General features: G+C 68.5%; 11 protein-coding genes. All 11 read right to left on the reverse strand.

What is annotated here, in order from left to right:
* Positions 1–31: 31 nt before the first annotated feature.
* A complete protein-coding gene (locus tag L0984_RS27140; protein WP_234197519.1) occupies positions 32–721 on the reverse strand; it encodes a DUF3617 domain-containing protein in 690 nt (229 codons plus the stop codon).
* 390 nt (positions 722–1,111) lie between these two features.
* Positions 1,112–2,311: a Gfo/Idh/MocA family protein gene (locus L0984_RS27145; RefSeq protein WP_234197520.1), complete on the reverse strand. Its 1,200-nt coding sequence runs from the start codon at positions 2,309–2,311 to the stop codon at positions 1,112–1,114.
* Complete coding sequence (locus L0984_RS27150) at positions 2,308–3,339, reverse strand: sugar phosphate isomerase/epimerase family protein (RefSeq protein ID WP_234197521.1); 1,032 nt, start codon at positions 3,337–3,339, stop codon at positions 2,308–2,310. Before L0984_RS27150 ends, L0984_RS27145 begins: the two co-directional genes overlap by 4 nt.
* A gap of 194 nt (positions 3,340–3,533) precedes the next feature.
* Complete coding sequence (locus tag L0984_RS27155; protein ID WP_234197522.1) at positions 3,534–4,496, reverse strand: substrate-binding domain-containing protein; 963 nt, start codon at positions 4,494–4,496, stop codon at positions 3,534–3,536.
* A 288-nt stretch (positions 4,497–4,784) separates the two neighbouring features.
* Positions 4,785–5,813 carry an ABC transporter permease gene (locus tag L0984_RS27160; RefSeq protein WP_234197523.1) on the reverse strand — a complete coding sequence of 343 codons (1,029 nt, stop codon included), beginning with the start codon at positions 5,811–5,813 and terminating at the stop codon, positions 4,785–4,787.
* Positions 5,800–7,317 (reverse strand): sugar ABC transporter ATP-binding protein, encoded by a 1,518-nt coding sequence (locus L0984_RS27165; RefSeq protein WP_234197585.1) that lies wholly within the window; start codon positions 7,315–7,317, stop codon positions 5,800–5,802. The genes L0984_RS27160 and L0984_RS27165 overlap by 14 nt, the downstream gene beginning before the upstream one ends.
* Positions 7,318–7,339: 22 nt before the next feature.
* On the reverse strand, positions 7,340–8,509 hold the full coding sequence (locus L0984_RS27170) for an ROK family protein (RefSeq protein ID WP_234197586.1): 1,170 nt from the start codon (positions 8,507–8,509) through the stop codon (positions 7,340–7,342).
* Between the two features lie 267 nt (positions 8,510–8,776).
* Complete coding sequence (locus L0984_RS27175; protein WP_017760644.1) at positions 8,777–9,196, reverse strand: F0F1 ATP synthase subunit epsilon; 420 nt, start codon at positions 9,194–9,196, stop codon at positions 8,777–8,779.
* A gap of 14 nt (positions 9,197–9,210) precedes the next feature.
* Positions 9,211–10,617, reverse strand: coding sequence for a F0F1 ATP synthase subunit beta (gene atpD / locus L0984_RS27180; protein WP_043117619.1), 1,407 nt, complete (start codon positions 10,615–10,617; stop codon positions 9,211–9,213).
* Between the two features lie 52 nt (positions 10,618–10,669).
* Positions 10,670–11,554: a F0F1 ATP synthase subunit gamma gene (gene atpG, locus L0984_RS27185; protein ID WP_234197524.1), complete on the reverse strand. Its 885-nt coding sequence runs from the start codon at positions 11,552–11,554 to the stop codon at positions 10,670–10,672.
* 20 nt (positions 11,555–11,574) lie between these two features.
* Positions 11,575–13,128 carry a F0F1 ATP synthase subunit alpha gene (gene atpA / locus L0984_RS27190; RefSeq protein ID WP_017762130.1) on the reverse strand — a complete coding sequence of 518 codons (1,554 nt, stop codon included), beginning with the start codon at positions 13,126–13,128 and terminating at the stop codon, positions 11,575–11,577.
* Positions 13,129–13,148: the final 20 nt, after the last annotated feature.

Raw genomic sequence — 13,148 nt, forward strand, 5'->3', positions numbered from 1 at the left:
CAGCGCGAACGGCTGTGATGACGCCAAGCCGCTACTTGCCGCCCCCGGCCGGCATCGCCTTCTGCATCTCGGCGGCCATGCGGCGCATGTCCTCGGGCGACATGGACTGCTGCATCTGGCCCATCATGCGCTGGATCTCGGCCTGGCTCGGCGCACGGCCCGCGGCCGCAGCGGCGCCCATGGGCGCGGCCATGCGCTGCATCTCCACCACGTTCATCTTCATGCCGCCAGGCAGCACCATGTCGCCGGACCGCATGCCAGCGGGGCAGGCGCCCTTCCATTGCGCCTCCATCACCACATCGCCTTCGTCCTGCTTCGGGCGTGGCGGTGCGTATGTGGTGTGCGAGCTGACGCGGTAGCTGCTGTTCATGTCGCCGGTGATCACGGTCAGCCGGGTCATCGTGGCGTCGGGCAGCTTGCAGACCTCCTTGTGCGTCAGCACGCGGCCCACCTCGCTGCGCATGTCCTCCTGGCAGTTCGTGGGCTTGCGCGACTCGGCCTGCCGGCTGGCGCCCTGCTCCTGCAGCAGGCGATCGGTGGCGGCATCGGCGCATTGCTGCAGGGTCATCGGCTGGCCCTTGGCCGAGGTCTCGACGCGCATCTCCCACAGGCCGTCCTTGCGGCGCGGGAAGGCCGGGCCCGCGACCACGGCGGCGGCCTCGGCGAACAGCGCGAGGGCGATGGGGATGCGGGCGGTGCGGAAGGGACGGAATGCGGACATGGCGGCTCCTCGGCGGATGGGGCGTCCGCCTGCCGCGGTTGTAGTGGCGCACGCCGCCGCTGCGAATATCGCGCGCGTACTAGGTCGAAGGTCGAAGGTCGAAGGTCGAAGGTCGAAGGTCGAAGCTGGAGCTGGAGCTGGAGCTGGAGCTGGAGCTGGAGCTGGTGCTGGTGCTAGTGCTGGTGCAGATCCAGATTTCAGCGCCGACCCGACGACGATCGAACAGCCTACCTGGTGCCGTCTTGAGCCCCTCTCCCCTCGCGGGAGAGGGGTTGGGGAGAGGGGGCGCCCGCCGCCCAGCGACCTTGCGCCTCGCGCGCGCCGTCCCCCCTCTCCCCCGCCCTCTCCCGCGAGGGGAGAGGGAGCCAGACAGTCAGGAGCAAAGCCCGCCTAGAACGCCGTCCACTTCTGCGCGCTCGCCGCGCTCTCCACCGCCTTCTCGATGAAGCGCACGCCCCGCGCGCCATCGGCCAGCGTCGGGTAGTCGGCCCGCAGCGGATCGGGCGCCACGCCCTGCTGCAGCGCGCGGATGTGCGCGATCACGCCCAGGTAGACATTGGCGAAGGCCTCGATGAAGCCTTCCGGATGGCCGGCCGGCAGCCGCGTGGCCAGGCGCGCAGAGGCACCCAGCCAGGGCGAGCCGCGCGTCAGCAGCCGGCGCGGGCCGTCCAGCGGCGCATGCACCAGCAGTTCGGGCTGCTCCTGCCGCCAGTCCAGCGACCCCGTGGTGCCAAAGACGCGCAGGCGCAGATCGTTCTCGCAGCCCACGGCGATCTGCGAGGCCACGAGCACGCCGCGCGCGCCGCCCTTGAAACGGAGCAGCAGGCTGGCGTCGTCGTCGAGCCGGCGGCCGGGCACCAGCGCCGACAGGTCGGCGCACAGGCTTTCGAGTTCCAGACCGGTGACGGTGGCCACCAGGTTCTCGGCATGCGAGCCGATGTCGCCCAGCGCGCCAGCCGCGCCGCTGCGCGCGGGGTCGGTGCGCCAGCCGGCCTGCTTGTTGTCGCCGCCTTCCAGGCGCGTGGCCAGCCAGCCCTGGTGGTAGTCGACCACCACCTTGCGCACCTCGCCGATGGCGCCGGCCGCCACCATGTCGCGGGCCTCGCGCACCATCGGATAGCCGCTGTAGTTGTAGGTCACGCCGAAGACGCTGCCGCTGCCCGTCACGGTCTTCACCAGGTCCTGCGCCTGCTCGCTGGTGTGGACCAGCGGCTTGTCGCACACCACATGGATGCCGGCCTCGGCGAAGGCACGGGCGACCTCGTGATGCAGATGGTTGGGCGTGACGATGCTGACGAAGTCGATGCGCTCGTCGGCACTGCGGCGCAGCTCGTCATCGAGCAGCGACTGCCAGTCGGCATGGTTGCGCGCATCGGCCAGACCAAGCTCGCGGCCCGAGGCGCGCGCACGTTCGGGCGTGGAGGACAGGGCGCCGGCCACCAGCTCGGCCTGGCCGTCCAGCGCCAGGGCCTGGCGGTGCACGGCGCCGATGAAGGCGCCCTGGCCGCCGCCGACCATGGCGTAGCGCAGCTTGCGGGTGGCCTGGGGCGCGTCCACGCGCACCGGCCCTGCTTCGCTGTGTTCGCTCATGTGCCCGCCATGCCGCCCTGGGCGGCCTTGTCGAAGGCGGCGTCGAAGGCGCCGGCCGCGGGCGGGAAGTCCAGACGGCGGCAGAAGGCGGCGCTTTCGGTGGCGCCATGCACCCGGTCCATGCGGCTGTCCTCCCACTCCACCGAGAGCGGTCCGGCATAGCCGATGTCGTTGAGCGCCACGATGATGGCTTCGAAGTCCACCATGCCCCGGCCCACGCTGCGGAAGTCCCAGAAGCGGCGCGCATCGCCGAAGCGGGTGTGGCCGCCGAAGACGCCCACGGTGCCGTCGCCCTTGCCCCACCACACGTCCTTCATGTGGGCGTTGTAGATGCGGTCGGCAAAGCCGCGGATGAAGCGCACATAGTCCACGCCCTGGTAGGCCAGGTGGCTGGGGTCGTAGTTGAAGCCGAAGCGCCGGTGGCCGCCCACGGCCGCGATGGCCCGCTCGGCCGAGGCGATGTCGAAGGCGATCTCGGTGGGATGCACTTCGAGCGCGAAGTTCACGTCCTGCTGCTCGAAGGTGTCCAGGATGGGCCCGAAGCGCCGGCCGAAGTCCGCGAAGCCCGCGTCCCAGTAGGCCTGCGTCGTGGGCGGGAAGGCATAGGTGGCATGCCAGATCGACGAGCCGGTGAAGCCGGTGACGGTCCTGACGCCGAACTTCGCCGCGGCGCGCGCCGTGTCGGCCAGCTCACGGGCAGCGCGCTGGCGCACGCCTTCCGGCTCGCCGTCGCCCCACACATGGGCCGGCAGGATGGCGCGGTGCCGCTCGTCGATGAGGTCGCACACCGCCTGGCCCACCAGGTGGTTGCCGATGGCCAGGCAGGTCAGGCCATGCTCGCGCAGCAGCGCCCACTTGTCGCGCACATAGGTCTCGGAGGCCAGGGCCTGCTGCACGTCGAAGTGGTCGCCCCAGCAGGCCAGCTCCAGGCCGTCATAGCCCATGCGCCGCGCCAGCGGCGCCAGCTCGGCCAGGGGCAGGTCGGCCCACTGGCCGGTGAAGAGGGTGATGGGGCGCGGCATACGCATTCTTTCTTTCGTCTCAAAGTCCGTGGCGCCAGGCGCTTGAGACCGGCGCCCGCACAAGGATCGAATGGCCGCGGAGCAGGCCCTGCCAGAGCACCCGCGGAACTGGCTTCGCCAGGCCGCTGGGTGCGCCCCCCTCCAAGCCGAAGGCGCAAGAGAGGGGGGAGCCGCGAAGCGGCTTGGGGGGTGACTCTCCGTCAGAACGGCGAGTCGGGGTGGTAGAAGTCCTTGGCGTTGTCCTTGGTGATCAGCACCGACGGAATGATGGTCGTCGCCGGCAGCTTCTCGCCCTTCAGGCGCGCCTCGGCCGTGAGCTTGATCGCGTCGTAGATGAACTTGGGCGAATAGCTCACGTCGGCCTGGATGCGCGGGTCCTTGTTGTCGAGGATGGTCTTGACCATGCCCTTGGCCCCGGCGCCGCCGAAGACGATCTTGATGTCCGTGCGCTTGGCTTGCTCGATGGCCTTGAGCACGCCCACGGCCATGTCGTCGTCGGCGGCCCAGATGGCGTCGATCTCCTTGAAGCGCGTCAGGTAGTCCTGCGTCACCTTGAAGGCGTCGTCGCGGTTCCAGTTGGCGTACTTGGCGTCCAGCAGCTTGATGTCGGGATGGTTCTTGAGCACGGCGCTGAAGGCGTCCATGCGCTCGTTGTCCAGCGTGGTCGCGATGCCGCGCAGCGCCACCACGTTGCCCTTGCCGTTCAGCTTCTTGGCGATGTACTCGGCGGGGATCTTGCCGAAGGCGGTGTTGTCGCCGGCCACGTAGGCGTCCTGCGCGCTGGTGTCCGTCAGGCCGCGGTCCACCACCGTGACGTAGGCGCCCTTGGCCTTGACCTGCGCCACCGGCTTGGTCAGCGCAGCCGACTCGAAGGGGAAGACGACCAGCGCGTTGATCTTGGTGACGGTGCTCAGGTCCTGCAGCTGGTTGGCCTGCTCGGGCGCGTTGGCAGCCGTCTTGATGGTGATCTTCAGGTCCTTGTACTGCTTCTCCAGGTCCTTCTTGGCCTGGTTGGCCCAGTAGTTGATGCCGCCCATGAAGCTGTGGGTGGCGGCCGGGATGGACACGCCGAGGTTCACTTTCTCGGCGGCCAGCGCGGGCACGCTGGCGAAGGCGGCGGCGGCCACGGCGGTGAGCGCGAGGCGGCGGGTGATGAAGGTCATGGGGTTGTCTCCTGGGTTGGATGGAAGGTCACTGGCACGAAACGCCCGTTCGCACTGCGCCTGTCGAAGTGCCTGCGCAGGGCTTCGACAGGCTCAGCCCGAACGGTTGTGGGAAAGAAGGCAGCCTCAACGGTTGTGGGAAGGAAGGCAGCCTCGCCAGGGTGCGGGCGCGCGCATGAGACTCGCCCGTTCGCACTGAGCTTGTCGAAGTGCCGGCACCCGGCTTCGACAAGCTCAGCCCGAACAGTGGGAGAGAGGCGCGCTGCCCGAACGGTTGGAGGAAGACGTTCATCGCCGGCCCCGCTGCAGGAAGGCCACCACGATGATCACGAAGCCCTGCACCGCCGCGTTGAGGTACACGCTGATGATGCTGGTGAGGTTGAGGATGTTGCTGATGACCGACAGCAGGATGGCGCCCACCACCGTGCCGGCGATGCTGCCCGCGCCGCCCTTGAGCGCGGTGCCGCCGACGATCACGGCGGCGATGGCCTCCAGCTCCCACAGCAGGCCCGTGGTCGGCGAGGCCGAGCCCAGCCGGGGCACGTACAGCAGCGTGGCGATGCCCACGCACACGCCCAGCAGCATGTAGGTGAGGATCTTCACGCGGTCCACGTCCACCGCCGCATAGCGCGCCACCTGCTCGTTGGAGCCGATGGCCTGCACGTAGCGGCCATAGGCCGTGCGGTTGAGGATCACGCCGCCCACCGCCGCCACCGCCACGAACACCCACACCGGCACCGGAATGCCCAGCAGGCTGGCGTAGTAGACCGGCGCGTACAGGTCCGACAGCTCGTTGTCGAGCGTGAGCGCGCCTCCGTCGGCGAAGTAGGTGAGGTAGGCGCGGAAGATGCCGAGCGTGCCGAGCGTGACGATGAAGGGCTCGATGCGGCCCTTGGTGATGAGCAGCCCGTGCGCCAGCCCGAACATCGCGCCCAGCACCACCGCCAGCGCGGCCCCGAGCACCACGGCCATCAACGGCGAGCCGGTGGCCGGCCCGGCCCAGTTGATGAACATGATCACGCTGCCCGCGATCAGCGCCGCCATCGAACCCACCGACAGGTCGATGCCGCCCGAGATGATCACGAAGCACATGCCCACCGCGATGATGCCGATGAAGGCCGTGCGCGTGAGCACGTTCATGGCGTTGTCCACGGTGGCGAAGTCGCTGTTGAGCGCGGCGCCGGCGACGCACAGCAGCACCAGCCCGATGATGGGGCCCAGGCCATGCAGGCGCTCGGCCCAGCCCGGCCTGGCGGCGGCGCGATGCTGTGCGCCTTCGGCCGCGGCGGTGGAGGAAGAGGTGTCAGGCGTCGGCATGGGCTGTTCCCGTGGCATGGGCGATGAGCTGTTCTTCGGTGAGGCCGTCGGCCGGCAGCGTGGCGACGATGCGGCCCGCACGCATGACGGCCACGCGGTGCGCGAGGCCGATGAGTTCCATCAGCTCCGACGAGATGACGATGACCGCCAGGCCCTCGCGCGCCAGGCGCTGCACGAGGAAGTAGATGTCGCGCTTGGCGCCCACGTCCACGCCCCGCGTGGGCTCGTCGAGCACCACCACCTTCGGCCGGGGCTGCAGCACCTTGGCCAGCGCCAGCTTCTGCTGGTTGCCGCCGGAGAGCGAGGACGCCCGCACGTCCAGCGAGCCGGTGCGGATGCCGTAGTCCTTCACCGCCGTGTCGAGCGCGGCACGCTCGGCCTCGGGCCGCAGCCAGGGCCGGGCGTACTGGTCCAGTGCCATCAGCGTGAGGTTCTGCCGCAGCCCGAAGGCCACGTGCAGGCCCTTGCCCTTGCGGTCTTCGCTGAGGTAGGTGAGGCCGTGGCGCGCGGCATCGCGCGGCGAGCGCAGCTGCACCGCGCGGCCCGCCAACTCGACCTGGCCGCGCCCGGCGCGCAGGCCCAGCAGGCCTTCGAAGAGTTCGGTGCGGCCGGCCCCCACCAGGCCGGCGAGGCCGAGGATCTCGCCCGGCCGCACCTCGAAGCTGGCCTGCTGCGCCCAGCCGGGCACGTCGAAGCCCTGCACGCGCAGCGCGGGTGCGCGACCGGCCCGCACCGGCTCGCGCGGCGGATAGAGGTCGGCGAGCTCGCGGCCGACCATCAGGTTGGCCATCTGGTGGCGCGTGACTTCGGCCGTGGCCGCGCGCGTGACGAAGCGCCCGTCGCGCATCACGACCACCTCGTCGGTCACGCGCGCCACCTCGTCGAGCTTGTGCGAGATGTAGACGATGGTCACGCCGTCGGCCCGCAGCTGCGCGATGAGGCGGAACAGGCGCTCCGTCTCGCCCGGCGTGAGCGTGGCTGTGGGCTCGTCCATGACGAGCAGCCGGGCGCGCCGCGCGATGGCCTTGGCGATCTCGACCAGCTGCTTCTCGGCCACGATGAGGCGCCGCACCTTGGTGGCCGGATCGACCGGCAGCCCCACCTGGGCCAGCGCCGCGGCCGCCTCGGCCTGCATGGCGCGCTCATCGAGAAAGAGCCCCTTGCGCTTCTCGTGCCCCAGGAAGATGTTGTCGGCCACGCTGAGGTCTTCGGCCAGGTTGAATTCCTGGTGGATCAGCACGATGCCCAGCGCCTCGGCATCGCGAGAGCTTCGGAAGGTCTGCGGCTGGCCGTTGATGCGCAGCACGCCGCCGCTGGGGCTCTCGTAGCCGGCCAGGATCTTCATCAGCGTGGACTTGCCGGCGCCGTTCTCGCCCAGCAGGCCGACCACCTTGCCCGGCGGCAGCGAAAAGCTCACGCCATGCAGCACCTGCACCGGGCCGAAGGCCTTGGTGATGGCATCGAATTCGACGGCGACGCCGGTCGTGTCGGGGGCGGTGGTCATGGTCGGCATGGCGGGCTCCTGTTCACGGTGCCACGCCGCGAGCGCGCAGCGTCTCGTGCATGGCCAGCACGCCGGCACCGGTCACGCCGGCGTCGGTGCCCAGGGGCGTGTACTGGATCTCCAGGTGCCGCGTCGACAGGGCCAGCGAGCGCTGGTAGACGCTCTGCCGCACAGCCGCCAGGAACAGCGGGCCGATCTGCGTGATGCCGCCGCCGATGAACACATGCGAGGGATTGAAGAAGTTCACCACCGAGGCCAGCATCTGGCCGATCAGGCTGCCGGCGCGCTGGATGATGGCGTTGGCGGCCACGTCGCCCGCGCGGCTGGCGTGGCCCACGTCGATGGCTTCGATGCGGCCCTGGGTGCGTAGCACCGCTGCGAGCGCCGGTGATTCGCCCCGCTCCGCCGCCGCCTGCGCCATGCGCACGATGGCCGGGCCGGCCGCCATCGCCTCGACGCAGCCGACGTTGCCGCAGTGACAGCGCGGCCCCTGCTGGTCCACGCAGATGTGGCCCACGTCGCCGGCCGAGCCGGCCGCACCGCGGTAGACCTCGCCATGGCACACGATGCCGCAGCCGATGCCGGTGCCCACCTTGATCACCAAAAAGTTGGAGAGCCCGCGCTGCAGCCGCCACAGCTCGCCCAGCGCCATCAGGTTGACGTCGTTGTCGACGAAGACGGGCGCCGCATAGTCCTCGCGCAGGTAGTCGCGGATGGAGAAGCTGTCCCAGCCCGGCATCAGCGGCGGGTTGACCAGCTGGCCGGCCTCGAAGTTGACCGGCCCCGGCACGCCCATGCCGATGCCCAGCACGCGCCGCGCCGGAATGCCGCGGGCCTGCAGCAGCTCGCGCAGTCGCTGGCGCACGCGGGCCAGCACCACGCCCGGGCCCTCGCGCACGTCGATAACCTCGGCATGCCGCGCCAGCACCGTGAGGTCGGGCTGCATCACCGCGACATCCAGGCTGGTGGCGCCGATGTCCACGGCCAGCAGCACGCCCAGTTCGGCATGCAACTGCAGTTGCTCGGGACGGCGTCCGCCGGTGGAGGCGCGCGGGCCGGCCTCGGCGAGCAGCCCCTGCTCGATCAGGCCGGCGATCAGCGCATTGGCCCGGCTGCGAGAGAAGCCCAGGCGATCGGCCATGCCGTGACGCGAGCCGCCGGCCGACCAGAAAAGGGTCGACAGCAGATCCAGCTCAGCGGCAGAAAGGCCGTTCCAGGGCGCCATGCGGCGTTGTCTCCGTGTTCTTTGTGGCCATCCTTGAACGGATGGCAAAGTGGCACGGATGCTAGGCGGCCGACTTTGCACGGACAAGACCAAACTTCGGCCACAAAAAGGCAAAAGCGGTTTTTGCCACTCCCTTTTGTCCCCTCCCGCGGCGAGCACAAAGAAAAAAGCCAGTCAGCGAACTGACTGGCTTTTCTTGGGAGGCAAGGGCGCGGCGTTGGTGCCGCAGGGCCCTCACTTCTTCTGGCGGTACTTGCGCAGCGCGGCCAGCTGAGCGGCCATCACGGCCAGCTCCGACTGGGCCATGGCGATGTCGATCTCGCTCTTGGCGTTCTTGAGGGCTTCCTCGGCGGCGCTCTTGGCAGCGTTGGCCTTCTCGTCGTCCAGGTCCTTGCCGCGGATGGCGGTGTCGGAGAGGACGGTCACGCAGTCGGGCTGCACTTCGAGGATGCCACCGGCCACGAACACGAACTCCTCGCCACCGTCGGCCGTCTCGATGCGCACGGCACCGGGACGGATGCGCGTGATCAGCGGCGTGTGGCGCGGGAAGATGCCGAGCTCACCGGCTTCGCCGGGCAGCGCGACGAACTTCGCCTCGCCCGAGAAGATGGACTCCTCGGCGCTGACGACGTCGACGTGAATGGTGTTTGCCATGGGTGACGCGCCGATCAGCCGAGCTTCTTGGCCTTCTCGAAGGCCTCGTCGATGGTGCCGACCATGTAGAAGGCCTGCTCGGGCAGGTGGTCGCACTCGCCGTTGGCGATCATCTTGAAGCCACGGATGGTTTCCGACAGCGGCACGTACTTGCCGGGCGCGCCGGTGAACACTTCGGCCACGTGGAAGGGCTGCGACAGGAAGCGCTGGATCTTCCGGGCGCGGGCCACGGCCAGCTTGTCCTCGGGGGCCAGTTCGTCCATGCCCAGGATGGCGATGATGTCGCGCAGTTCCTTGTAGCGCTGCAGCGTGCCCTGCACGGCGCGGGCCACACCATAGTGCTCTTCGCCGACCACGTTCGGGTCCAGCTGGCGCGAGGTCGAGTCCAGCGGGTCCACGGCGGGGTAGATGCCGAGCGACGCGATGTCGCGCGACAGCACCACGGTGGAGTCCAAGTGGGCGAAGGTCGTGGCGGGCGACGGGTCGGTCAAGTCATCGGCCGGCACGTACACGGCCTGGATCGAGGTGATCGAGCCGACCTTGGTCGACGTGATGCGCTCCTGCAGGCGGCCCATTTCCTCGGCCAGCGTCGGCTGGTAGCCCACGGCGGAAGGCATGCGGCCCAGCAGGGCGGACACTTCGGTGCCGGCCAGGGTGTAGCGGTAGATGTTGTCCACGAAGAACAGCACGTCGCGGCCTTCGTCGCGGAAGGACTCGGCGATGGTCAGGCCGGTCAGGGCCACGCGCAGACGGTTGCCCGGGGGCTCGTTCATCTGGCCGTAGACCATGGCCACCTTCGACTCGGACAGGTTCTCCTGAACCACGACCTTGGAGTCGGACATCTCGTGATAGAAGTCGTTGCCCTCGCGGGTACGCTCGCCCACACCAGCGAACACCGACAGACCGCTGTGGGCCTTGGCGATGTTGTTGATGAGCTCCATCATGTTCACGGTCTTGCCGACGCCGGCGCCGCCGAACAGACCCACCTTGCCGCCCTTGGCGAACGGGCAGACCAGGTCGATCACCTTAATGCCCGTTTCGAGCAGCTCGGTGGAGGGCGACAGTTCGTCGTAGGCCGGGGCCTTGCGGTGGATCGAGGCCGTCAGCTCCTGCGAGACGGGGCCGCGTTCGTCGATGGGGTTGCCCAGCACGTCCATGATGCGGCCGAGCGTGGCCTTGCCGACGGGCACCGTGATGGGCGCGCCGGTGTTGACCACCGTGATGCCGCGGCGCAGGCCGTCGGAGCTGCCCAGCGCGATGGTGCGCACCACGCCGTCACCCAGCTGCTGCTGCACTTCCAGGGTCAGTCCGCCGCCTTCGAACTTGAGGGCGTCGTACACCTTGGGCATCTGGTCACGGGGAAACTCCACGTCGACCACGGCGCCGATACATTGAACGATTGTTCCTTGAGCCTGAGCCATGTTGTGCTCCAGTAATTTGTCTTGAATCTGCTGAATGCCGGATCGGGCGGAATCAGTTGCCGGTGGCCGCGGCCGCACCGGACACGATTTCCGACAGTTCCTTGGTGATGCCGGCCTGGCGGGTCTTGTTGTAGACCAGCTTCAGCTCGTTGATCAGGTTGCCCGCGTTGTCCGTGGCGGCCTTCATGGCCACCATGCGCGCCGACTGCTCGGACGCCATGTTCTCGGCCACGGCCTGGTAGACCAGCGACTCCACGTAGCGCACCAGCAGGTCGTCGATGACGGTCTGCGCGTCGGGCTCGTAGATGTAGTCCCAGGCATGCTGCGGGGCGCTGCCATCGCCGCCCTTGAGGCTCTCGGCCTTCAGCGGCAGCAGCTGCTCGACCACCGACTCCTGGCGCATCGTGTTCACGAACTTGGTGTAGCTCAGGTACACGGCGGAGAGGCGGCCTTCGGCATAAGCGTCCAGCAGCACCTTGACGGGGCCGATCAGCTTCTCGAGATGGGGCGTGTCGCCCAGCTGCACGGCCTGCGAGACCACCTTGGCGCCCACGCGCGTCAGGAAGCCCAGGCCCTTGTTGCCGATGGCCACCGCCTCGGTGGACACACCGGCCGCCTGCAGTTCGCGCAGCTTGCTGGTGACGGCACGAAGCACGTTGGTGTTCATGCCGCCGCACAGGCCCTTGTCCGTCGTCACCACGATCATGCCGGCGACCTTGGCGTCGCTGGTCTTCATGAAGGCGTGGGTGTATTCCGGGTTGGCCTGGCTGAGGTTGGACGCAATGGCGCGGATCTTTTCGCTGTACGGACGCGCGGAGCGCATCCGTTCCTGCGCCTTGCGCATCTTGGACGCGGCCACCATTTCCATGGCCTTGGTGATCTTCTTGGTGTTCTCCACCGATTTGATCTTGCCGCGGATTTCCTTGCCGGCTGCCATAGCGCTCTATGCCTCTCGGATCAGGCGAAGGACTTCTTGAACGAGGTGATCGCGGCCGTCAGCTCGGCTTCCGCGTCCTTGTCCAGGGCCCGGGTCTGCTCGATCTTGTCGATCAGGGCAGCGTGGCTGGTCTTCAGGAACTGGTGCAGGCCGTGCTCGAAGGGCAGCACCTTCTTGACCTCGATGTCGTCCATGAAGCCCTTGTTGGCTGCGAACAGCGACGCCGCCATCAGCGAGACGGGCAGCGGGCTGTACTGGGCCTGCTTGAGCAGTTCGGTCACGCGGGCACCGCGGTCCAGCTGCTTCTTGGTCGAGGCGTCCAGGTCCGAGGCGAACTGCGCGAAGGCGGCCAGCTCGCGGTACTGCGCCAGGTCGGTACGGATACCGCCGGACAGGCCCTTGATGACCTTGGTCTGCGCCGCCGAACCCACGCGCGACACCGAGATACCCGCGTTGATGGCGGGACGGATACCGGCGTTGAACAGGTTGGTTTCCAGGAAGATCTGGCCGTCGGTGATCGAGATCACGTTCGTCGGCACGAAGGCGGACACGTCGCCAGCCTGCGTCTCGATGATCGGCAGGGCGGTCAGCGAGCCGGTCTTGCCCTTGACTTCACCCTTGGTGAAGGCTTCGACGTAGTCGGCGCTCACGCGGGCGGCACGCTCGAGCAGACGGCTGTGCAGGTAGAACACGTCGCCGGGGTAGGCTTCGCGGCCCGGCGGGCGGCGCAGCAGCAGCGAGACTTGGCGATAGGCCACGGCCTGCTTCGACAGGTCGTCATAGACGATCAGGGCGTCCTGGCCGCGGTCGCGGAAGTACTCGCCCATCGTGCAGCCCGAGTAGGCCGACACGTACTGCATGGCCGCCGATTCCGACGACGAGGCGGCGACGACGATGGTGTATTCCATCGCACCGGCCTGCTCCAGCGCGCGCACCACGTTCTTGATCGACGAAGCCTTCTGGCCGATCGCAACGTAGACGCAGGTCATGTTCTGACCCTTCTGGTTGATGATCGCGTCGATGGCCACGGCGGTCTTGCCGGTTTGGCGGTCGCCGATGATCAGCTCGCGCTGGCCGCGGCCGACGGGCACCATCGCGTCGATGGACTTCAGGCCGGTCTGCATCGGCTGGTCCACGGACTGACGGGCGATCACGCCGGGCGCGACCTTCTCGATCACGTCGGTCAGCTTGGCGTTGATGGGGCCCTTGCCGTCGATGGGCTGGCCCAGGGCGTTGACCACGCGGCCGATCAGCTCGGGGCCGACGGGCACTTCCAGGATGCGGCCCGTGCACTTGACGGTGTCGCCTTCGGAGATGTGCTCGTACTCGCCCAGGATCACGGCGCCGACGGAGTCGCGCTCGAGGTTCAGCGCCAGGCCGTAGGTGGGCTGGCCACCGGGCGTGGGCGGGAACTCCAGCATTTCGCCCTGCATCGCGTCGGACAGGCCGTGAACGCGCACGATGCCGTCGGTCACCGAGACCACGGAGCCTTCGTTACGGATGTCGGCGCTGACGCCCAGCCCTTCGATGCGGCTCTTGATCAGTTCGGAAATCTCTGCGGGATTGAGTTGCATGACTCTTTCCTTCTTTCAAT

Origin of the sequence: Pseudacidovorax sp. NFM-22 (assembly GCF_021401245.1) — a bacterium.
Lineage (GTDB): Bacteria > Pseudomonadota > Gammaproteobacteria > Burkholderiales > Burkholderiaceae_C > Xenophilus.